Source organism: Oceanobacillus sp. FSL W7-1309 (assembly GCF_038002145.1).
In the GTDB taxonomy this organism is placed as follows: Bacteria; Bacillota; Bacilli; order Bacillales; family Amphibacillaceae; genus Oceanobacillus; species Oceanobacillus profundus.
In genome coordinates this window covers 2,281,053-2,303,454 of record NZ_JBBOBX010000001.1, presented here as the reverse complement: position 1 = coordinate 2,303,454, position 22,402 = coordinate 2,281,053, and the positions used below count along the sequence as shown (strand labels likewise).

Annotated in this window: 23 protein-coding genes; 6 read left to right on the top strand and 17 right to left on the bottom strand. The window is 36.9% G+C overall.

Annotated features, from left to right (window positions below; translation table 11 throughout):
* The first annotated feature begins 26 nt into the window (after nt 1–26).
* Nucleotides 27–719 (top strand): Crp/Fnr family transcriptional regulator, encoded by a 693-nt coding sequence (locus tag NST46_RS11050; RefSeq protein ID WP_118889953.1) that lies wholly within the window; start codon nt 27–29, stop codon nt 717–719.
* 54 nt (nt 720–773) lie between these two features.
* Here NST46_RS11050 and NST46_RS11045 read toward each other — a convergent pair whose 3' ends face one another.
* From NST46_RS11045 to NST46_RS11020, 6 genes are all read right to left on the bottom strand, one after another.
* Complete coding sequence (locus tag NST46_RS11045; protein WP_303450259.1) at nt 774–1,649, bottom strand: metallophosphoesterase; 876 nt, start codon at nt 1,647–1,649, stop codon at nt 774–776.
* Nucleotides 1,650–1,763: 114 nt separating this feature from the next.
* On the bottom strand, nt 1,764–2,327 hold the full coding sequence (locus NST46_RS11040) for a hypothetical protein (RefSeq protein ID WP_095314316.1): 564 nt from the start codon (nt 2,325–2,327) through the stop codon (nt 1,764–1,766).
* Nucleotides 2,324–2,959, bottom strand: a complete 636-nt coding sequence (locus NST46_RS11035; RefSeq protein ID WP_149473124.1) for an SCO family protein — start codon at nt 2,957–2,959, stop codon at nt 2,324–2,326. The genes NST46_RS11040 and NST46_RS11035 overlap by 4 nt, the downstream gene beginning before the upstream one ends.
* 264 nt (nt 2,960–3,223) lie before the next feature.
* Nucleotides 3,224–4,897, bottom strand: coding sequence for a cbb3-type cytochrome c oxidase subunit I (locus NST46_RS11030; RefSeq protein ID WP_303450274.1), 1,674 nt, complete (start codon nt 4,895–4,897; stop codon nt 3,224–3,226).
* A gap of 14 nt (nt 4,898–4,911) precedes the next feature.
* Nucleotides 4,912–5,379 (bottom strand): cytochrome c oxidase subunit II, encoded by a 468-nt coding sequence (locus tag NST46_RS11025; protein ID WP_095314322.1) that lies wholly within the window; start codon nt 5,377–5,379, stop codon nt 4,912–4,914.
* Nucleotides 5,380–5,395: 16 nt separating this feature from the next.
* Nucleotides 5,396–5,548 (bottom strand): hypothetical protein, encoded by a 153-nt coding sequence (locus NST46_RS11020; protein ID WP_158586280.1) that lies wholly within the window; start codon nt 5,546–5,548, stop codon nt 5,396–5,398.
* Between the two features lie 310 nt (nt 5,549–5,858).
* Between NST46_RS11020 and NST46_RS11015 the strand changes: the two genes are divergently transcribed.
* Nucleotides 5,859–6,302, top strand: coding sequence for a GNAT family N-acetyltransferase (locus tag NST46_RS11015; protein WP_149473127.1), 444 nt, complete (start codon nt 5,859–5,861; stop codon nt 6,300–6,302).
* An 87-nt stretch (nt 6,303–6,389) separates the two neighbouring features.
* Here the strand turns inward: NST46_RS11015 and NST46_RS11010 are convergent, their stop codons facing one another.
* Nucleotides 6,390–6,947: a DinB family protein gene (locus tag NST46_RS11010; protein ID WP_340002923.1), complete on the bottom strand. Its 558-nt coding sequence runs from the start codon at nt 6,945–6,947 to the stop codon at nt 6,390–6,392.
* Between the two features lie 260 nt (nt 6,948–7,207).
* Here NST46_RS11010 and NST46_RS11005 point away from each other — a divergent pair, with 260 nt between their 5' ends.
* Nucleotides 7,208–7,828: a DUF3298 and DUF4163 domain-containing protein gene (locus NST46_RS11005; RefSeq protein ID WP_340002922.1), complete on the top strand. Its 621-nt coding sequence runs from the start codon at nt 7,208–7,210 to the stop codon at nt 7,826–7,828.
* 73 nt (nt 7,829–7,901) lie between these two features.
* Here the strand turns inward: NST46_RS11005 and NST46_RS11000 are convergent, their stop codons facing one another.
* Both NST46_RS11000 and NST46_RS10995 read right to left on the bottom strand, forming a co-directional pair.
* Entirely contained in the window at nt 7,902–9,092 is a 1,191-nt protein-coding gene (locus NST46_RS11000) for a DUF4317 domain-containing protein (protein ID WP_095314329.1), read from the bottom strand.
* A gap of 284 nt (nt 9,093–9,376) precedes the next feature.
* Nucleotides 9,377–9,814 (bottom strand): CBS domain-containing protein, encoded by a 438-nt coding sequence (locus tag NST46_RS10995; protein ID WP_095314331.1) that lies wholly within the window; start codon nt 9,812–9,814, stop codon nt 9,377–9,379.
* A gap of 257 nt (nt 9,815–10,071) precedes the next feature.
* Between NST46_RS10995 and NST46_RS10990 the strand changes: the two genes are divergently transcribed.
* On the top strand, nt 10,072–10,905 hold the full coding sequence (locus NST46_RS10990; RefSeq protein ID WP_341137183.1) for a protein kinase domain-containing protein: 834 nt from the start codon (nt 10,072–10,074) through the stop codon (nt 10,903–10,905).
* A 397-nt stretch (nt 10,906–11,302) separates the two neighbouring features.
* On the opposite strand, the gene NST46_RS10985 is transcribed toward NST46_RS10990, so the two are convergent.
* The 8 genes from NST46_RS10985 to NST46_RS10950 all read right to left on the bottom strand — a co-directional run bounded on the left by NST46_RS10985 (nt 11,303) and on the right by NST46_RS10950 (nt 19,477).
* Nucleotides 11,303–12,115 (bottom strand): formate/nitrite transporter family protein, encoded by an 813-nt coding sequence (locus NST46_RS10985; RefSeq protein ID WP_095314334.1) that lies wholly within the window; start codon nt 12,113–12,115, stop codon nt 11,303–11,305.
* Entirely contained in the window at nt 12,112–12,600 is a 489-nt protein-coding gene (locus NST46_RS10980; RefSeq protein ID WP_118889956.1) for a precorrin-2 dehydrogenase/sirohydrochlorin ferrochelatase family protein, read from the bottom strand. The genes NST46_RS10985 and NST46_RS10980 overlap by 4 nt, the downstream gene beginning before the upstream one ends.
* The gene (locus NST46_RS10975) at nt 12,518–13,321 is read right to left on the bottom strand and encodes a sirohydrochlorin chelatase (RefSeq protein ID WP_445254484.1); all 804 of its coding nucleotides are present in this window, start codon (nt 13,319–13,321) and stop codon (nt 12,518–12,520) included. The genes NST46_RS10980 and NST46_RS10975 overlap by 83 nt, the downstream gene beginning before the upstream one ends.
* The gene (cobA, locus tag NST46_RS10970; protein WP_095314336.1) at nt 13,303–14,715 is read right to left on the bottom strand and encodes a uroporphyrinogen-III C-methyltransferase; all 1,413 of its coding nucleotides are present in this window, start codon (nt 14,713–14,715) and stop codon (nt 13,303–13,305) included. The genes NST46_RS10975 and cobA overlap by 19 nt, the downstream gene beginning before the upstream one ends.
* A 3-nt stretch (nt 14,716–14,718) precedes the next feature.
* Nucleotides 14,719–15,033, bottom strand: a complete 315-nt coding sequence (gene nirD, locus NST46_RS10965; protein WP_432806639.1) for a nitrite reductase small subunit NirD — start codon at nt 15,031–15,033, stop codon at nt 14,719–14,721.
* A gap of 46 nt (nt 15,034–15,079) precedes the next feature.
* The gene (nirB, locus tag NST46_RS10960; protein WP_341137182.1) at nt 15,080–17,485 is read right to left on the bottom strand and encodes a nitrite reductase large subunit NirB; all 2,406 of its coding nucleotides are present in this window, start codon (nt 17,483–17,485) and stop codon (nt 15,080–15,082) included.
* 520 nt (nt 17,486–18,005) lie between these two features.
* Entirely contained in the window at nt 18,006–18,788 is a 783-nt protein-coding gene (locus tag NST46_RS10955; protein ID WP_341137181.1) for an alpha/beta fold hydrolase, read from the bottom strand.
* Nucleotides 18,789–18,940: 152 nt separating this feature from the next.
* A complete protein-coding gene (locus tag NST46_RS10950; RefSeq protein ID WP_341137180.1) occupies nt 18,941–19,477 on the bottom strand; it encodes a ribonuclease H-like YkuK family protein in 537 nt (178 codons plus the stop codon).
* Nucleotides 19,478–19,844: 367 nt separating this feature from the next.
* Between NST46_RS10950 and uvsE the strand changes: the two genes are divergently transcribed.
* The gene (gene uvsE / locus NST46_RS10945; protein ID WP_341137179.1) at nt 19,845–20,798 is read left to right on the top strand and encodes a UV DNA damage repair endonuclease UvsE; all 954 of its coding nucleotides are present in this window, start codon (nt 19,845–19,847) and stop codon (nt 20,796–20,798) included.
* A 375-nt stretch (nt 20,799–21,173) separates the two neighbouring features.
* Nucleotides 21,174–22,370 (top strand): hypothetical protein, encoded by a 1,197-nt coding sequence (locus NST46_RS10940; protein ID WP_341137178.1) that lies wholly within the window; start codon nt 21,174–21,176, stop codon nt 22,368–22,370.
* The last annotated feature ends 32 nt before the right edge of the window (nt 22,371–22,402 follow it).

Sequence of the window (22,402 nt, the reverse complement as noted above, 5' to 3'; positions counted from 1 at the left end):
AGAAGGTAATTGGAGGAGGTATCCTAATGTACCCAGATTCAGTGAAAAATCTATTACAGCGTTTTCCACTTTTCAAAAGTTTAACGGATTATGAAATTGCTCCGATTTTAAATATTGCTCAAAATCGAACATATAGACAGGGTACTCATGTCTTTATGCAAGATGAACCACTGACCAATGTATACTTTATCCATCAAGGAAAAATGAAAATATATCGAACGGATATCCACGGCAAAGAACAAATCATCAATGTTTTGAATGGTGGAGATATGTTTCCGCATCAAGGGTTTTTTCGCAACGATAATTACCCAGCACATGCCGAAGTAATGGAAGAAGCGGTGCTTACTTTCATTCCGATTCCATTATTTGAAGACTTTTTAATTAACAACCCTGAGGTAAGCATTAAAATTTTCCGGGTTCTAGGAGATAAAATTGTTGATTTGCAAAACCGTCTTGAGGAAAAAATACTGCGTAACACCTATGAACAAATTATTCTATTATTACTTCGACTTGGGAAAAAACACGGATTAGAAACTGCGGCAGGAAGGCTTACACTAACGACGCATTTTACCAATAAGGATTTAGCAAACATGATTGGTTCAAGCAGAGAAACCGTTAGCAGAACTCTCACCCAACTAAAGAAAAAACAACTCATATCAACAGATAGCAGTGGAAATACGGTGTTAAATACAAAACAATTAAAAGAAGAATTATTTTAAACCTTACAGTGCCTTTCAACTCTATCCAAAAGATACTAGAAAGGCACTGTTTGATTATTCTCCAGTAATCTTAATTACACTAAGCTGACTTTGATTAAGGAAACGGATGGGTGCAACACTTGTGCCAAGACCACTATCAATATAAAGAAACTGGTTCGTACCAAATTCATATATCCCCTTCTCAAGCTTAGGGAAAAACCCTTGGTCTGGGGCAACTAAAGCGCCGATAAACGGGATTCTCACTTGTCCTCCATGGGTATGTCCGCTTAAAATTAAATCTGCTGGAATATCATTATGCTTATCCAACATACTGGGTGTATGGGATAGTAAAACCGTATAGTTTTCTTGATCCAAATTTCCAAACGCACTATCAAGATTTTCATGATTAGTTGATGCATCATCAACCCCTGCTAGATTAAGTGTTGTATTGCCTATTGCAAGCTCAGTATGTTGATTGTTTAATAGCTTTACATTCCTTTTTTCAAGGCCATCCAAGAGAGATTTTCGATTCGGATTGTCCCATTCATGGTTACCGGAGACAAAGTAGACATGCTGATTCAGTGCTGTCAGTCTCTCAACCAATGAAAAGACATAATCGAAACTAGTTGTCCGTCTGTCTACAAGATCACCCGTCAATACGATAATATCAGCATCTATTCCTTCTACGGTTTCTAACAACTTTTCATTGTTATCACCAAAAACTTTATTATGTACATCACTAATTTGAACAATGGTGAAGCCAGAGCCAGCTGGTATTTTATTCGTCTGAAAATGGACGCGATTCACTTTAAATATGTTGGTATCCATAAATGCTTTTGTTGAGAATAACAGGATACATAAAGCCCCAATAATGAGCGCTAATCTTTTTCGCTTTTTGCGATTTTTTACTTTAGCCGTTTTTTCTTCCTGTTGAATTATTTGCTTTGACATGTGCTGTTTCAATCCCCTCAGGTAATGATCTACCTTTAGTTTAATCGAAATGACAGGCAATAACACGAAAAAAGAACGCATTTCTATTTTAAGAATGCGTTCCTTTTCATTGCCTCATGTTTCACCATATTCTTCTTTATCAATAAATAGCGTTTGAATAAAATAAATCACGATACATAGTCCGGTTAATAAAAATGTCCAACCTAGTGCCTTTTGTTCTTTTATTAAGTAGCTATTACAAATTTGATTCGGGGATAAGATATAAATCCAAGCCATGATTCCAAAAAGGATACTTAGAAGAATAAAGATGCTGTTTTTACCTTTTATTGTTAATTTACTCCAACTATCACGCAGTGGGACTCCAGCTAAGAATGGCAGACTAATAAACTTGAAAATTTCTGCGGCAGAAACGGTTAATGCTTCATCCATCGTACGCGGGATCATCCAGTAGCTTATGATAATCATAAATAACACAATTCCAGGCACACCGTTTTCATTCCATTTTTCAAAAAACGCTGGGAAGGTTTGTTGGAGGAATGGGGTGAACAGCATCCCCACCATCACGAGTAATGGCATTTGCATATGCATATGAACAACCATTATCGATTCCAATAGTGTAACTACAGGTGGAAGCATTAAGAATAGATAGATACCTAATCCATAGATTGGTTGTTTCATGACTTATCCCCCACTTCAGTTCGCAGGATAGCATTAACTTTACTTGCTGCTTGATCAATATTTTCGTAATCCATCACATCTACAAGCTTTCCTTCTGGGTTGACTAAATAAAATGCAGCATTATGAGCGAAGTGACCATTATTATCTGGAATGACGATTACACCAAAACGATCCAATAGTCCATCTAGTTCTTGCTGGTCAGGTATTCTTGCCATCCGCCATGTTTCCCCATCACTATTAAAATAGTTGCGATAATGTTCTAATGTTGCTGGATCATCATTTTCAGGATCAAAACTAATACTCATAAATACAATATCCTCACCGATATATTGTTCTGGAATTTGGTTATAAACTTGTGCAAGATTCATTTCAAGCAACAAACAAACATCCGTGCATGCTGTATAAATAAAGGTTAACATGACGTATTTCCCTTGAAATTCAGAAAGTGAGTATACCCTTTCCTTGCTATCCTCTAATGTTACCTTAGGAAACTCTGGCTTTTCTTCAACCAGCTTCATTGTTCTTGCCTGTTCAGCTGTATAAGCTGTAAATCCGTCTGTACCAATTAAAAACAGCCCAAAACCAAACACGATAACAATGATGAGTGCGAATGTACTCCGCTTTTTGATCATACAATCACGTCCTACAATGATTTTTTAATCATGAGGCTGGGGCTTGTTTTAATATAGGAAAAATCCGAACGCCCCGCTCCAGAGATATGCTCTGCGCACCTTAGGGCGGCTGGTGAGCCCCCTTGTGCTATCGCACTTCGGTGTCTCACCTATGCCCTCCCTCACGCGGGAGTCTACGTATATTTCCTACGCTATTTTTGTGCATCGTTCGTTTTTCACGCCTAACACTTTAGTTACGTCCCTACCTTTTCGATTTTAAATGAATCACCACGTTCTAAATGGCGGAGATCCTGGTACATCGAGTATTTCAATGATTGGAACGACATATCCCATGGCGACAATTGCAATTAGTAATACAATTGTGAGCCCCCATCTTTCCGTCCATTTTGGTGCAGGGTAAGCATCCGCTTCTTGCTCTGCAATTGGAAATTCCGTTTTTCCTTTTGGCGCAAAGAACATCAGATGAACAGCGATATAAACCATGAGCAACACTGCGACAATTAGAAGTGTTCCTCCAATCGCAAGGAAAATCAGATATGGATCCCAGCTTAATGCTGCCTGATGGTCCCCGTAAGTTGTATAGGAGGTTCTCCGTGGTGAGCCTAAGAGTCCAACTGCATGCATAGATCCAGCCATAAACAACATACCAACTGTCCATAAAATCGTTTGGATAATACCTAATCGATTAATCTGTGATGTGAATTTACGTTTTGATAAATATGGAATTAACCAATACGAAATCCCGAAAAATGTTAATGCAACGGTAACGCCAACTGTTAAATGGAAATGTCCCACAACCCATAATGAATTATGGACGACTTGGTTTAACTGATTATTTGTTTGCGCAATCCCACCAGCTCCACCAGGGATAAAGGCAGCCATCGCAATAAATGGAGCTAAGAAACGAACGTCTCCCCATGGTAATTTTTTAAACCAACCTAATAGACCTTTTCCGCCTTTTCTTCTGCCAGTACGTTCGAATACAGCAAACATTGCAAATGCTGTCATGAGTGATGGAAAACCAATGGATAAACTCATAAATACGTGGATAAATTTCCAGCTTTCTGTAATTCCTGGGTCAACAATTTGATGGTGGAAGCCTCCTGGAATATTCAGTATAACTAATAGAATAACGACTAAACGTGTTAATGCATCACTAAATCCCTTTCCGCCAATAATTTTCGGCACGGCTACATACCATGCAGAAATTGCTGTTAAATACCAAATGTTTACCAGCGTGTGACCAAAGCTCCAGAACAATGTCCGGCTAAGCATGACATTAATGGTCTCTTTCCAGCCGAAAGCCCATGGAATCAACGTTAATACCTCAACAGCAACCCCAATACTTCCAAATACAAGCATGACGAACACACCGGTTGCAAAGAATGCCAGCAATGGGATATGCTGTCCTTTATGGTTTTTTCTCCAATGCGCCACATTGATAAATGCTCCAAATGCAGCAATCCAGATTCCTACTACTAGAAATACTAATCCGATATAAAACCATGGAGATGCTTGCATTGGGGGATAAAAGGTAAACATAACCGAAGCTTCACCCGTAATAATAGTTGCTGCAACAAAGACAACACCGATTACCATGCATCCAAAAGCAATCCAGCCCATGTTTCTAACTTTAGGAAGAAGTCCTCCGAGTGTATGGGATAATGCTGCGTAAAAATAACCAACAGCAAATGTTGTCGTAAATACGAGCAGCAATAAAATACCGTGTGCTGTCAGCGTCTGATAATAATCAAACCATGCTGGCAATTCGAATAACCCAGCTCGATTTAGACCTTGCAGCAATCCTAAAACTCCACCAATTAATAGTGCTGTAAAAGAAACGACTAAAAAAGTTAATGATAACGTTGCATCTTTTGCATTCACTCCTAATGCTTCCGTGATTTTATGATGAAACACATTTTTTTCAGCTAAATCCATTTTGCTTCCCTCCTTTATTTCACAACAATTGTCATTGCCATCATTTGATGCCCAACACCACAGTACTCATTACAAATGACTAGATATTCACCAGGAGTATCAAACTTTTGCGAAATGCGTTGTACATGTCCAGGTGTTACCATCGCATTGATGTTTGTACCAATTACTTGAATACCGTGCACTACGTCCTTTGATGTCATCGTAAAATGTACTTCTGAACCAGCAGGAATTTCAATCTCATTTGGATTAAACCGAAATGCTTCCAGTGTCATAACAACCTCGTACTCATCCGCTCCAACCTCAAAAATGCCAGGATTATCAAATGGTGCCGTTTCATCCACCTTCTGAGGATCAAGTGTTTCCATCCCACTTGGGGGTGCCATTCCATGCGCAAAAGCCTGGTAACCAGTAAAAACCATAGCTAAAATAATAATTCCAACACCGACAATTAACCAAATCTCTTCAGCACGATGTAATTTCATCCTTATACCTCCCTTGTTAAATTCTGATCATATAAAATACAATGAGTAATAATGTAAAAGCGACGATAGATCCTCCAACAAAAACAACAGAAGAAAATAATGCTCCTTTAAAAGAATGTTCCTCATCCGTAACATTTACTTTTTCTTTCATATCTTTGTTTATTTCCATTCATGACGCCTCCCTTATCCTTCTTAAGTCCATTTTAAAATGGATAAGCAATGAATTAAGTGAAGCACATCACACTTAAGAAGTGATTTAGAGCACAGAAGGATGTCTTCGTGACAGCTTTTTGAACGATGCAGGGAAGTGGCATTATTTGAGCTGTGTAAATTGGTTTCATACAGAGTCAGAAAGCAACCAAGCTTATGAAAACCAACTAGGTACTATAAAATAGAAATAAACATAGTGCAGGAGACGCTTCAAATATTTCTATAAATGTTGTAAATATTGTGTATAATTCAAAAGAGGGGGAATAAATATGGTGTATTTAGAAACGATTACGAAGGACAATTGGCTGAAGGCTATTTCACTGCGTGTTCGGGAAGATCAAGTGGGGTTTGTGGCATCAAATGCGGTTTCACTGGCTCAATTAAATTTTCTTGAAAATTTCCATGCAAAAGGAATTTATCTTGATGAGGAAATGATTGGATTTGCACTCTATGGAATGGACGAAGAGGATAATGAGTACTGGATTTATCGAATGATGATTGATCAAAAGCATCAAGGAAAAGGTTATGGAGTAAAAGCGATTCAACTTATCATCGATGATATTAAGACGATGAAAGAAGAGCACCATCAAACGATCACCCTGTCTTATGAGCCAGTTAATCAACATGCAAAATATGTTTACGAAAAATTAGGTTTCCAAGATGTAGAAGGACTAATTAATGAAGGCGAACAAGTTATGCGCTTTACGTTTTAATGAAAAAAAGCTGACGGAGCATTTAGTCAAGTCAGCCTTTTTTAGCAGGTTTAACGATTTCTTCTACATTTGTGGGTCGTAAGCGATTTACATTTTATCACTTTCTGAAAAGTATTTTAAGGTTAAATCAAAATGATGCTTTTCATGTACAGCGATAAGATGAATGCTTTGAATTAAGTTCGGATAATGGGCAATAGGATCTGGATAATAAATTTGTCCCGCCACATCCTGCGGAATATGTTTCAGTATATTTTTTAGCTGTTCTGTCTCATATTCCAAAAACCATTCAATTTCAGTAACATTCCATTTATTCTCCAGACCAGAAGGCGGCATAATCAGTGAAGGGGCACGCATTGATCTTTTCTTTTTGTCCTTATATTCTTCATAAATATTATGTATTTCTGTTTTATAGGATTGTTGCTTTCGAACATAAGCAAGTGGCAGCATGACGGGAATATAGAAATTCGAAAATCGCCTAAACAACTTTACCATTAAGAACAAATGATATAACGTTTCACCTATTGACCACTTGTCAGGAAAAGGTCTATTCCAACCCCGCTCAAAGTTCAATGTCCTATTATGATAAAAAGCCTCTCGCTGCTTGATTAATTTATTAAAATGCTTTTCCATCTCAGTACTTTTCAATCGGCTCAGCTCCTATTATTAATAATCTTTATAAAATAATTCGACATAAGAACAAGTAAACCTTTGAATTCAGCACTAAATAAACAAAATATTACGTGTTTTATACTCATCCTTGACTTAAAAAAGGTTATCTAAGCAAATTTCATGGATAACCTCGTTGTTATTAACAATATAAATTTGCAATAAGGACGGTGCTGCCGATACCGTTTTCACATCTTACATCTTTTAGGAATAAGATGTGTTAAAAAAGGATGAGAAAAATGCCTATCTCTCTCCCAACAGAGATACAAACACTTCAGATAAGCGATGAAGTGAATAAGACTATTTATTATCCACGAGTTTTCCTTACGCATAATCAAGAGCTTGAGCAAGCAATCAACCGAAGCATTGTTCTAAAAACACAACAGCTAATTGACCAGCAAGTTGGAGATTCACCAACAACACTTGAAGAAATGCTAGGTTATTTTGAAATTAAAAATAATCAACGTGATGTTCTAAGCTTTACCTTTACGAATTATGCTTATTGTTATCACGCTGCCCATGGTATGACCTTTATTAATTCCTTAACCTACGACCTTAAAAAGCAAAAGCCTTGTGAACTGAAAGATTTATTTAAACCTGGCAGCAATTATGTCGAACGCCTCTCCCAATTAATTCAAGAACAGATTAAACAACGTGATATCCAATTAATTAATGAATTTAAGGAAATCGCTCCGAACCAAGACTACTACATTGCAGACAAAACCCTTGTCATATATTTTCAGCTATATGATATTACCCCATATGTATTTGGTTTCCCAATGTTCCCAATCTCTGTTTATGACATTCAGGATATTATTGTTGAAGATGGTCCGCTTGGCAGAATGGCGGAGAATAATTAATAGCAGACTAAAAAATACCAGCTAGAAAAGTATGATACTTTTCTAGCTGGCTCTAACTAAAATTGGGTCTCCATTATTCTTCATTTTCTTGTTTTTTTTCAAATAAAACCTCTGGAATCACTTCAAATCCTTCAATGACCGTGTTTTCTTCTACTTCAATCATTAAGCTGAGCTTGCCGTCGAATTGGATTTGACGGACATACCTTAAATCTTGTGGACTAATCGAAATATCCGCTATTTTCGTCTTAATTTTAATTGACTTTGAATTATACTTCGGCATGATACTGCTCGCTTTTAATTCATAGGATTCATCATCAATCACTCGTTTAAAAGCTGTTTCGACCTTCTCTGTATCAATATCTTCTATCCCACTGTTTTTCAGAACCTTCTCTACATCCTTATAATCTAGTTTTGGCACGTCCTCTTCTTCGTTTTCCTCTACGACTCTATGGATTTCCTCATATACATTTGAAAGCGTTGCTGTATCGATTTGATCGCCTACAACCTTTTTCACAATTTCCTCAAAGACAATTTTATCCTCCCCGGCAGTCATAGCCTCTTCCGCATTTAATACTTCTTCAATAAAATGATAGTTTAATTCGTTCGCTTTCCCAGCTGAATAGAGAATATAATTTACATCTGCCGCATTGTCCGTAAAACAAGGGAATAAAAATCCGGATATCGGTGCGTTTAAATTAATAATTGGGTCCACAACAAAGTTATATTTAAATTCCTTTTCCACATAATCAAACAGTAATTCCTTTTTCGGATCTAGTGTCTTATTCATACTGCATAGGATAAAGGGATGGGAGTAAACGGTGTTTTTCTCACTTTCTTCGCCTTCTTCACTTTGGCGCTTCATCGGCTTTCTATATTCTCCACGAATAAACGTAACGACAATATCCATTTCATATTGCTTATCCTTTAGCATTTTCTCAACAAGCTTGAGCATTTGTTCCTTCCAGTCCTCTGTATCTGGACTAAGCAGACCTTGATGCAGAATAAGCTGACTGCTATTCTCCACATCTCGCTGGAATTTTAGTTCAAATACTTTCTCATCCAATTGGCCAGATAGTACTTTTTTAAAATTAGCCATAAATAATTCCTGCTGTTCAACTTCGAGCATCTCAAATGGTGTACTTTGATGATGGTAAATATCACTCGATTCTTTCATGATATATACATTAAAGATTTCATTAAGTTTTAATAAATCATTATTCACTTTGAATTGCTTGCGAATATTTGCTATATCTTTTTTATTCAATCTCGTTCCACTCCTAAGTTAATGATCGCTATCTTTTTAGAAATTCTGTCAAAATAAAAGTGGAGAGTAAATCCTAAATCTTGATTTACTCTCCATTTTCTTTATTCATTTTAACACATAATTTCTTTATTTTGTCATTAACCAAAATTAGATTTTTCAACAATTAATAGAAGCAGAAATACTTGTTCACTAGGATTAGCCTGAAGCCTGACCTGGTGTAAAAAGCATTTTAAGAAACACTTTTTCGAGATCTGTCAGTTACTGCAAAAAAACTCTGTTCTATTCTAAGACTGTGGAGAAGATGGTGTGGAAATGCTGGCAAGTGCCTGTTCAGCCTCATTAGCATATTGATTTTGTACAGCTAAATCTCCCAATGCCATCATCCCAACCAATTTGCCATTTTCTACAACTGGCAACCGACGGATTTGCTGCTCGGCCATTAATTGTGCAGCCGCATGCACATCCATATCCGGGGTACCTTGCACCATTTGCTGGGCTGTCATTACTTGAGAAACTGGTGTTTGAGCATTTTGACCTTGTGCAGTTGTACGCAACGTGATGTCACGGTCTGTTATAATCCCAACCATTTGCCCACTGTTGTTCACAACTGGTATAGCCCCAACATTATACTGACTCATAATAGCCGCGGCTTCTTGTACAGATTGAGTCTCATTGATTGTCATAACATTAGATGTCATGATGTCTCTTACAAATTGTGGCATACAAAATTCCTCCCTATTGTTCATTCGGTTTAGGTTGGTTTATTTTTCTATATTTATACACGTACAACAAAATAATCTATATCTAAATTCACGAGGATTTTGTGTAAAATATATAGAAAGATAAGTAATCATCACCTTGTTTCATCATGCGTTACCATAAATCACAAAAGAGGAACTTCCGATTAAGTATCGTCATAAGAAAAATATGGATGTATACTTACTGAATGTACTACCAATATATTTAAATTGTTATCTATATGGATTTAATTTGGAAAGGTTTGAATCTAACTTTGCGTATAATTCGAAAAATATTTCAGCTTATTGTAGATAGACCGATTAAAAATGGAGTAATGTTGAACGATCGCTACGAAGTTTTAAGTGTTATAGGAGTTGGAAGCTTTGGAATAGTTTATCTGTGTAAAGATTTAAAAGCTAACGAGAAAAGAGTAGTCAAACAGCTTCGACCAAGTAAGCACCGCATTAAAAATGAAATGGAGTTGTTTGAAAATGAAATCGTTGTTTTGCGTACACTGAGCCACAAACATATTCCGATGTTAATTGAATCCTTTTCATCGAACAGAAACTTATTTTATGTCATGAGTTTAATGGAAGGTGATAATCTGGAAGACCAAATTTTCTCAAGTAAAAAAGCTTTTAATGAGAAAGATTCATTACTAATTCTCTCTTATCTGCTTGAATTAGTTGATTACATTCACAGCAAGGGCATTTACCATCAAGATTTACGTATCCCAAACATTTTACTAAACAAGAAGGATTTATTTTTGATCGATTTTGGTTTGGCAAAGTATAGCGCTACAGTCGATCCTCATCACTCACATGAAGGTATTCTAAAATTGAAGCAACAAGATTATTACGATTTAGGAGAAATACTTTTATTTTTGCTTTATACAACATACTCTTCAAAAAATAAAAAAGCTCTTCCTTGGACAGAAGAACTTTCTTTAAAAAAGGAAACCGTTTATTTATTGAAAAGGTTAGTACAAATTAATGAACCATACTCAAATATGAATGAAATTTTAGCTGATCTTCATAGCGCACTTAAAGCACAAGAGCCTTTGAGTAAAAATTAGCTGCTGCTTCTTCCTCTCCGTTTGTAGTAGCTGCTTCCACTCATTGGCGATCGTTTATACCGCCGATTGCTGCTACTGCTGCCCCGGTGATAATAACGATTTTTTCGATCGCTGCTGCCTCGCCGATAACGTTTATGTCTTCGTTCACTGCTGCCTTGGGAAAGTTGCTTCATTTGCTTCATTATTTTTTTAAACATGGTTTACCCCTTTTCATTTTTGGGCTTGTTTTACTTTTTTAGTCTACCATAATTTAAAAATAAATTTAATAATGAACTTAAATGTTTGCAGGCAGATTACAGTACCTTAGTTAGCAGAATTTCATACAAATAATCAATAGAAATAGCCAATTGCATTATTCTCTGCTCACATAGAATATTTAGGAAGGTTCACCATATTTTTAAGCTTCCTTTCTAAGTCCTTGTTTGACTGCAGGCTGAACCTTTGAACGTCTATCGGTTATTCCGTACCAATAAGCAGCTCCGATGAACAGAGCACCTCCAATTATATTACCAATTGATACTGGAATTAAATTCGCGACAAGACCTGCAAATGAAACAGTTTCCGGATGCGGGACCATTAAGGAAAGTGATAATAATGTCATATTCGCAACACTATGTTCAAATCCTGATGTAATAAAAGCAAATAAACACCAGAATATCATAATTAATTTCGCTGTTTCATCCTTCAGCTTGACCGAGCACCAAACTGCCAAGCAAACGAGTATATTACAGAGTATTCCACGAACAAACAATTCCATAAATGGTGCATTCATCTTAACACTTGCTGCGGAAGTAATATAACTGGCTGTATCACCCGATGCTAGTCCCGAATAAAAGAAAAGTGCTGCAACAAGAATGGACCCGGCAAAATTTCCAAAATAACTATAGAACCAAATTCGACCTGCATCTAAGCCAGTTGTTTTTCTCATCAAAAGTCCAATTGTCATGATCATATTATTCCCTGTGAACAGGTCTGCTCCAGCCATGATGACTAAACTCAAAGCAATGCCAAAGGAAATACCCATGATAATTTTAGTGCCTGGAGCATTGGAGGCTTCAAGCTGCCCACCGATTGTAAAAATCAGAATGATTCCAAGTCCAACGAAAAGTCCAGCTAGCATCGCCATCAGAAAATATTTGCTTTTACTATTCTTTAGTTGGTTCACTTTTAATGCGGCTGTATTACTAAATGCAGTTATCGTCTCCATCATTTTTTATTTCTCCTTTTCTCGTACGCATTTACTAATTCCCCCATCTGATCATCGTAGCGTTCCTCTAGCTCTTGTTTCAGCTTTTTCGCTAATATTGGACTTGCTCCTGATGTTGATATCGTCAAAATGAACTTCTCTCTCCGAACGATTGCCGGCGTGATAAAGCTAGAGTTTTCACTATCACTTATATCATTGACCCATTGAAAATCATCGGCGCACGCACAAACATTTTTATTAATTGATTTGTTACTCGTAGCTGCAAAAATCAGATGTGCTCCCTCGATATCTTTCTCTTCAAATTCCTTCTGCTTCCATGCAACATCATGTAATTGCTCCAGTTCCTTGAGGATACGTGGACTAATCACTGTAATCGCTGCACCTGTTCCTGCAAGTCCTTTTGCCTTACGCAGAGCTATTTGACCTCCGCCAACTATGACAACTTTCTTGCCATGCAGTTTCATTATCATTGGATATAGCTGCTCCATAACACACCTCCTCCATTCGCTCGATTAATGTTTGCTTCATTAACTCATCAAACTCTAGATTCTTGCATAAAATAAAGTTATTGTTATCTTTGATGGTTTGATCTATCCGCTTCAGCAATAATCCAGTAAATAATAAGTAAGGCATGACATAGACTTTCTCATATTGATTTTTCAGCTTTGCGATCGCTGTATCGAAGCTTGGAACAGCAGCTGTCAGAAAAGCTTCGTATACTGGTTTATCCAGGCTTTGTTCAACGACTCGACCGATTTGCTGTAATCCCATAATCGGGCCAGGTTGGCTACTTCCTCTACCTACAAGCAAAATTGCTGCGTTCTTTTCACACATTTCAGCTTTAATCCGTTTCACTACAAGCTTTATCATATTCGGATGAACACCAAATGGATCTGTTATTCGAAAAGATATGTGCTCGTGTTTAGAGCGAATCGCTTGTAATGCTTCTGGAATATCTTGTTTGTGATGGACTGCTGAAAATAAAAGAACAGGCACGATAAGAAATCGTTCGGCTCCCCTTTCGATTAGCTTTCCAAGTGTTTCAGCAATGGTTGGATGCGTCAATTCCAAAAATGCTATTTCTTGATTCGGTAATGGAACATCCTCTTTAACCGATTCAATAAATGTTTTAAATTGCTCGTTCCCCTCATCGCGCCGGCTGCCATGCCCAATATACACAACGGCATCAATCATTCTCCACGCCTCCATTCCATCCGCTCCAATTCAGACTGGATTGACTCATCAATTGCATTAAATCCTAATCCAAAAGCATATTCCTTTACAGTTTCTCCGATATAGGCAAATGGAATAGCATCAAGGTGGTGAACTCCGAGTTTCTCTAATTCTTCTACATAGCACTTCACAGCAGCTTTATTTGGAAAAATAACGGTCTCCCATTTGTCTTCCATCAGCAGTCGCTTATTGATTGCATCAAAACGTGAATCGACAAGCCACTCATGAGAATAGTACAGCTTCGCTTCCTTATTTTCATAACCTTCGGGACCAATTACGATTGCACCCGCATTACTTCCCTGTGCTTTTGCCGCAATAATTCCCTTCGCAGCTAATGCTTGCTTTACCTTCACCGTTTGATACTCAATGTTACGAGGCAAGTCGCGAATATCAAAATTCGCCTTTGCTAATTGATTAAACAGCGGTTCCACGCTTTCTGGAGCGGCGAAAATTAGTTTTTTCGCATTCATTATTGTTTCTAATTCATTTTCGCTAAATTGCTTGCTTTTCTTCTTAAAAACTGGAAATGAATATGCTTCAGCTCCTAGCTCTGTAAAATAACGTTCTAAATCAAATGGACTTCCTGATGCTTTAGCAATCACCACCCGTTTCCCTTGAAATCTTTTATTGTCAAACCAAGCAAGCGAGTCGCCCAGTGCTACGACGTCACCAACAATCATCATAGCGGGATTACCAATATTCTCTTTCTTGATAATGTCTTTAATTGTTTCCAATGTTCCCTTTACCACTTTTTGTTTCCCTAAAGTTCCCCACTGGATAATAGCTACTTTAGTATCAAGCGATTTTCCTTGATTAATCAGTTCATCACAGTTCTCAACCAGCTTTTTCATTCCCATATAGTAAGCGATTGTATCCCCTGTATGGTTTTTGTCTTCATTCATTTGTTCATTATTTATACAAGCATGACCGGTTCTAAGTGTAAAACTGTTGCTGTAATTTCGATGTGTAACAGGTATTCCTGCATAAGCAGCCGCTGCAATACTAGAGGTGATTCCCGGGACAATTTCATAAGGTATATCAGATGCTGCAAGTTCCTCTGCTTCTTCACCGACCCTTCCGAATACGGAAGGGTCTCCACCTTTTAAACGAACAACGTATTTTCCTTGTTTTGCAAACTGAACAAGTGATTGATTGATATTCTCTTGTCGCATGATATGTCGATTCGGCAGCTTCCCGCAATAGATAAATGCACAAGATTGCTTTGCAAAACGTAATAACCTTGGATTAGCAAGACGATCGTATAAAATGATATCTGCCTGTTTTAAGCATTCCAAGCCTTTTGTTGTAATTAATCCGATATCTCCAGGACCTGCACCGACAAATGAAACAAAACCTTTTTTATTTTCCATCGTCTACACCGCTATATATACATAGCCATCAATGACTTTTGTTTCATACGTTGGTACAGCACCATCATCCGGTTTTTGAACCTCACCTGTGACGAGTGAGACTTTCCAGTTTTGCAGGGGGCAAAATACAAACTCTCCGGAAACGATTCCTTCTGCTAAAGGTCCATTTGTATGTGGGCATCTGCTCCCTATTGCCCGGACATCCCCATTGCTCAAATGAAACAGAGCAATGGATTCCCCGCCTACATGAACTTCTTTTCCTATTTGTTTCGGCAGATTTTCAAGTTCCATGATTTTAACTATTTCTTTTGTTTTCATCAGTAGATGACCTCCTATTTTTCAGCCATGAACTATTTTCAGTTGCTCATATTTTCACAATTTCAAACATCTCTTTTTTCTTCATGTTAAGAAGTGTGCTTGACCAAGCTTCTTCGTACGTATTTTTTGCCTTGTTGAATCGTTCAACCAATTCAGCATTCCGTTTTTCGTTCAATAAAACAAGCTTAATATTTTCCGAGCCAATTCTCTCTACCCACGGAGCTGTTCTTTCATTATAAATACCTGTTTCACGATAATATTGCGTATAAGCCTTTGCCATCGTAATAACTTCATCTTCCGTTTTTACTGTTATAAAGGAATCACATTCACGTACTTCTGTTCCACCATTACCACCGAAGTAGAGCTGGTAGCCATTTTCAACACAGACAACTCCAAAGTCTTTCGTTAAAACCTCTGCACAGTTACGAGGACATCCTGACACACCCATTTTCATCTTGTGTGGCGTATCTACCATTTCTATCTCTTTCTCCAGCCTTATTCCTAACCCTAGAGAATCTTGTGTGCCAAAGCGACAGAATCTCGATCCGACACAGGATTTTACATTTCGTAATGATTTAGAATAGGCATATCCTGAACGCATGCCTAGATCTTCCCATACATGTGGAACATCTTCTTTTTTCACTCCGTATAGCCCGACTCGACTTGCACCTGTAATTTTTACTAATGGCACGTCATATTTATTGGCAACCTCTCCAAGTCGAATTAATTCGTCACCTGTTGTTGTTCCGCCATACATCCGAGGAACGACAGAAAAAGTACCGTTATTTTGGATATTTCCATCCATCCGTTCATTTACAAACCGGGAAGCTTTATCATCCTCATATTCCTCTGGCCAAACCATTCTCATATAGTAATTGAGTGCTGGTCGGCAAGCGGGACAGCCTTCTTCATTCGTAAACTTGAGCACATTGCGGACTTCTTTCGGTGATTGCAATCCTTTTTCTTTAATTTCTGCAACTACTTCATCACGTGTCAGTGGCGTACATGCACACATGCCTGTTTTCTCTGCTGTCGGATCAAAGTTGTCCCCTAGTGTATGAGAGAGAATCCCTTCAACAACTCCTCGACATTTTCCACAAGACGCACCAGCCTTTGTACAAGTTTTCACTTCTTCAAATGACTTCAAATCCTGCTCTAAAATTGCTTGGACAATTGTGCCTTTCGTTACACCGTTACAGCCACAGACTGTTTCGTCTGCGCTCATATCTGCAATCATTTCATCGACAGCATCTTCTCCCGCCTTTTGGAGAACAGCAGCACTTGTAAACTCACTTATATCTGTTTCTTTCTTCAGCATTGTAAATAATCTTGTTCCATCTGATGCATCTCCATAAAGGACAACACCAACAACCTTGTTATTTGCTACTAGCACTTTTTTATAAACGCCGGCAAACTGATCATGCACGATAATAGCGTCTGTTTCATCATCTTCAGCAATTTTCCCACCTGAGAATAAATCACAGCCAGCAACTTTTAATTGTGTTGATAAGATACTCCCTTGATAGCCAGTTGTTTTTGCTCCTGTTAGATATTCAGCAAGCGCTGTTCCTTGCTCATAAAGCGGTGCAACCAAGCCATAGGTAATGCCATTATGTTCCGCACACTCTCCGACTGCATAAATAGAAGGAATTGACGTTTGCATATGGTCATCCACAATGATACCTCTATTTACATCTAAACCTGCATGCTTTGCTAATTGTGTATTCGGACGTATTCCTACCGCCATCACGACAAGATCACATTCAACGGAAGTACCATCTGAAAATTTAATCCCTTCCACTCGCTCATTTCCATATATTTCAGTTGTTTGCTTTTCCATTAAAAATTTCATGCCCTGGGCTTCTAAGTCTTTTTTCAACATTTTTGCTGCTGGTGCATCCAGCTGTTGTTCCATTAGATTTGGCATTAAGTGTACGACTTCCACTTCCATCCCACGATCCATTAATCCCCTCGCTGCTTCTAAGCCGAGAAGTCCACCACCAATAACGACGGCCTTTTGATAACGATCTGCTGTCTCAATCATGACTTCCGTATCCTGAATCGTTCTAAAGCCTATTACTCCTTCAAGCTCGCTCCCATTAACAGGTAGAATAAAGGCACTGGAACCTGTTGCTATAATTAATTCATCATAAGAAATTACACTACCTTTATCTGTTTTAATTTCTTTTTCTTCAGGATCAATCTCGGTTACTTTTTCACCCGTAAATAACGTAATATCGTTATCCTCATACCATTTCCAGTCATTAATGTTGATATCTTTAATCTCTGTTTTCCCTTGTAAAACATGTGATAGCATAATTCTATTGTAATTAGGATAAGGTTCATCACCAACAATTGTTATATCAAATGCTTCACGATTCCTTTTTAATATTTCTTCCATACATCTAACTCCAGCCATCCCATTTCCAATCATCACTAACTTACGCTTCATCATATATCCCTCCACTTTATTGTGAAATCATTCACAATTATATTTGTGAATGATTTCACAAATATGAGTAAAAATATATAATTACATCACGTTAGGTTTGTTAAATTTCTCAAATGGATGTAACTATATCTACCGTTAGTATAGCATGGAAATTTTTTAATTCTAAGGAAATTTATGAACATATTGAGACAATTACTTCTATGCTTTCTTAGAAGCCCATATACTTTGGAGTACAAGCCTTTAGGCAAACGCTTAGCTGCACTTATACAGGCTTAAGAAAGCTTATACCTTCTTATCGGCGGAAAAACAAGCATTAATTGAAGAAAAAAGACTTGTCTTTATTTATGCTACTTTTATTCCAATGTGTACAACATCTTACGTTAACCAAATTATATGGGTTATCACATTGTATAAGACTAGCAATAGATGCTTCTTCCCCTTGTCAATTATCAAAGTATTGATTTTAGCATTGAATTTATTCTTATGGTATATGTTTCAGAGAGTAATCAATATAACGATATTATGATTCTCTAAAAAATGTAAATATCTGTTCAGAAACAGCTTCGGCCCTTTCTTCTGTAATTAAATGGCCAGTCTTATCATAAGCAATTAATTCGGAATTTGGTAGGTCCTCCTTTAATTTCATCCCAATATGAAACGGTACTACATTATCTTCCCTTCCCCATATTAATAAGATTGACTTATCTATACTTTTAAGCTGTTCACTCGTTAAGTCGCCTTCTCGGTAACGCAGTAGACGCATCATGGATTTATTGAAATTCTTTTCTTTTAATGGGCGGCCAAATTCTTCAATGAGATCCTCAGAAATCAATGAATGATCATAAAATACATTTTTCAAATTATCTGGAACAGATTTTTTGTTCAGCACATAGTTGACTGCTATCTCACAAAAAGGCAGATAAGAACAATAGCGCTGCCATCTTTTTGCTTTCTCTAGATAGCCTGAACTTGATAATAGCACAAGTTTATCGATCCTTTCTGGTACTATCTTGGTTGTATTTAATGCAATTTGGCCACCCATCGAATGACCGACCAAAAAGGCCTTTTCCAACTGAAAATGTTCAATGCAAGCAGCAATCAATTTCCCGTAATTTTCATAGGTATAAATAAATGAAATGGACTTAACACTCCTGCCGAATCCTGGTAGATCAATTGCTATAATTGAAAAATGTTTAGAAAGAAGTGGAATGATTCTGCGAAATGTATAAACCGACGATACAAACCCGTGAATAAAAATAATTGGCGGCTTATTATGGAGTATGTATTCACAATAAATATCCATATTTAATAAGCGAATCATTTCTTTAGTGTACGTAGAAGTTTTCAAATTTTCCTCACCAACTGTATATAGTCTCTACGTTAGTATTTGAAAAATGTAACAGAAACATGTATTGGAGGTGAGGAGTTATCCTAATTTAAACGTATGTATACATTCTATTTTGTATAACGATTCGCATAGGAGCTTGCAACAAAGGATTCCGGCTTAATTTTCGGCTCAATTCCTAATGATTCCATTCTTGAAACCATTTCATTAACAAATATTTTTGTTTTATTTTTCCGCTCAGAACCGATATCAATATGTCCTTCAATAGAAAAAGAAGCACCCTTATAAATGTTTGACAAAATGATATTAATTAACTCCTCTTTCTTTTCTTCACTGAACATCGATACGACTTCTTCTGTTAAGGTTGTTTCATAGGATATTCGCTCATGCAAATTCATCATTTTCCTTGGAATAATGACCTTGCGGATACATGCCCAAGCACCTTTTGTTTCACAGTGAATCACAATTCCAGTAATAAATCGTGTATAGCTGGAATGCACTTGCGAATCCGTTCCGAACATTAATTTATAGCTTCCATTCCGATCCTTTTCCATAAATCGCTTAATATGCTGAAACACTTGAGTGAAAGACATATTTTTCTGGCTTAAATTTTGAAATGAAAAATTATATACATGTAATTCTGCCATTAGATGAACGATTCCTCCTTTAGGATTGAAGCGTTTCCTTTGCAAGACAAGTCATAATTTTACGATCTCCATTACTAAATAAATGCATTTATCTCCTCTTATATTCTAATTATAACCAACAGGTTTTATAAAAACTTTAAAGAAAATGTAAAGATTTGTGTTGCGTTAAATTATCAGAAGACACTTATGGCTAATGTGCCAGTTAACGTAATATAGTTCAACGATCAACTTGCAGCCTTTAAGGTAATTTTACCCGCCGACACTTTTCTGTATACATTAATGGAATGCTGCAAAAAATAATTTAAGTTTTAAATAAACCTACTAGAATAAGTTACATTCCAGTATTAACAAGAGGTGGAGAAAGTAAATGAAGATTCGATTCGGCTATGTAGCAAATGCACTAGGTTTATGGGATGCAAGTCCATCAAAAACATTGACGTTTGCACGGTATTCGAAGCTTTCTAAAAACGAGAGAATGGAAAAGCTGAAATCTATTACAGCACAAAATCTACATCACACCAAAAGAATTTTGTATTACAATATCGCGCACGAAATAGAATTATATCGGCTTTCGAGCTCGCTTGTTCCTCTAGCTACCCACCCAGAAGTGATGTGGGATTTCTTAACTCCATTTAAAAACGACTGGGCGGAAATTGGAAACCTGATTAAACAGTTTAAGCTTCGTATAAGCTTTCATCCTAACCAATTTACCCTTTTCACAAGCAAACGAGAAGAATTAACCATGAATGCTGTAAAGAATATGGAATATCATTTTAAGATGCTCCAAGCAATGGATGCACTTGATAGCGCATTAATTAATATTCATATTGGTGGAGCCTATGGCGATAAAAATGAGTCATTGAATCGTTTTCATAAAAACCTAAAACAATTACCAAACGAAATTAAAAAACTTATGACACTAGAAAATGATGATAAAACATATGATGTTCGAGAAACGCTAATTACGTGTGAAAAGGAAAATATACCAATGGTACTCGATTACCACCATTATATGGCGAATAAAGAAGAGAACGACCTCGCACTTTATTTACCCCATATTTTCGCGACTTGGAATAACTTTCATTTAATACCGAAAGTCCACATCTCTTCACCAAAATCTGATCAGGCCTATCGTTCCCACGCAGATTTTGTATCTTCAGACTTTATTCTCCCCTTCTTAAAGATGGCAAAAGAGCTTAATCAGGACGTTGACATTATGATAGAAGCAAAGCAAAAGAACCTGGCTATGCATAGACTTATTGAAGAAATAGCTGCAATTCGGGGAGTCAAACGTATTTCGGGTGCCTCTGTGGAATGGTAATCGGCGAATAACAGAGATCATTGCTGTGAAGTAGATGACATTTGTGATTATATAACCTAAGTTATAGTCAGCTTTGATCTTAAGATGTCTGTAAATAATAGAGTTAGTATTTTAAATTACTACACGACCAAGTGATAAGTTCTTTATCTCCACAAAAATTTAAATAACTATCCTCTCTTTATTCGGAGACCTAATTTTTACACAACACAAAATATTTAAATTTTATTTACAATTTATTTCCATTCCATTACAATGTAGATACAAGCGGGAATTTTCTATAAATTCAAATCCAGTTTTAATAGAGAATGAATTAAAATAAAGTGATATTAGAGAGGTATGGAGATGAATCGTTCACTCATAATACATGAGTTCAAAATGATAATGAGAAGCAAAAAGAATTACTTATTTATTATTGCTCTTGTTAGTTTACTGTTAACTTATTGCTTTCTAGTTCTTCCAGCAACAGAAACAGCTGATTCGTTTAATCCGGAAAAAATCCAAGCAGACATCAAAAACCTTGAAGCTGTACAAGAGGGAATGATTGCTAGAGGTGGCACAGGATATGGTGAAATGACTGGTTCCCCTTATGCCAATAGTGTCCATGATTCCAGAGTGAAAAGTAGAATGCTGTACGCCTTTGAAGATAAAAATTTCAACCGCTTTGTTCAATTACGAATGAAAAACTTCGATTTTGGTGCAGTAAATGCAAGCCGCGATTGGATGTTAATTGCTGATGCTCGTTTTCCTGCTTATGATCAGGAACGCAACGTTAGTTTAAGAAATCTCCGTTATCAAGGTTATTTAGATGCAAATATCCCCATTACATATAACATGATTGAGCAAAAAACAGCTTTACAGAGCCTTGTTAATTTCCTTCTCGGCACAACTGCTGCCAGCGTGATATTTTGTGCAATTTATTTTAGTAGTGACATCTTTTCCAAGGACAGACAACATCGAACAGTCTTACAAGGCATGCCGATTGGCTGGTATCGCTTAATCAACGTCAAATCTATGGTTGCATTTTTCTACATGCACATGATACTTATTGGATTATTGCTATTGGGAGTTATTATCTTGTCCATTCAAAATGGGTTCGGCTCGTTTAAGCTTTCTGTACCGATTACGGTGCCAAGTACACAGCCAGATGATTATTTCGGCTACAGATTTAGTGAATATGACAGCATCACCATCGCTAGGTTTTTACTTTTAGCACTTGGGATCATACCGATTCTTGTTTACCTGTTCATTCGCATAAATGCTATCTTAAGCTTATTATTTAAAAATTCCTGGCTTGTTCTAATGATCAGTACAGTTCTATTGTTTTCTGAGAGAATCTATTATTCTAGAACATTAAACGAGCTATTTGGGGTAGATATAAGTTATTTTCCACAGACTTATTTTGATTTTGGCCGAATTATTTCAGGGGAAAAATATTATTTAGTCCACCTAGAATCTATTACGTATGAAAAAGGAATTATCGTATTACTCTGTACCCTTTTTGCAGTTGAAATTATGCTCTTTATCGTTTCTCGAATCATTAGTAAGCGCCGTTTCTATCGTAAAGCAGCTTAACTTATTCACTGGGCTGAAAGTATGCATTAGCC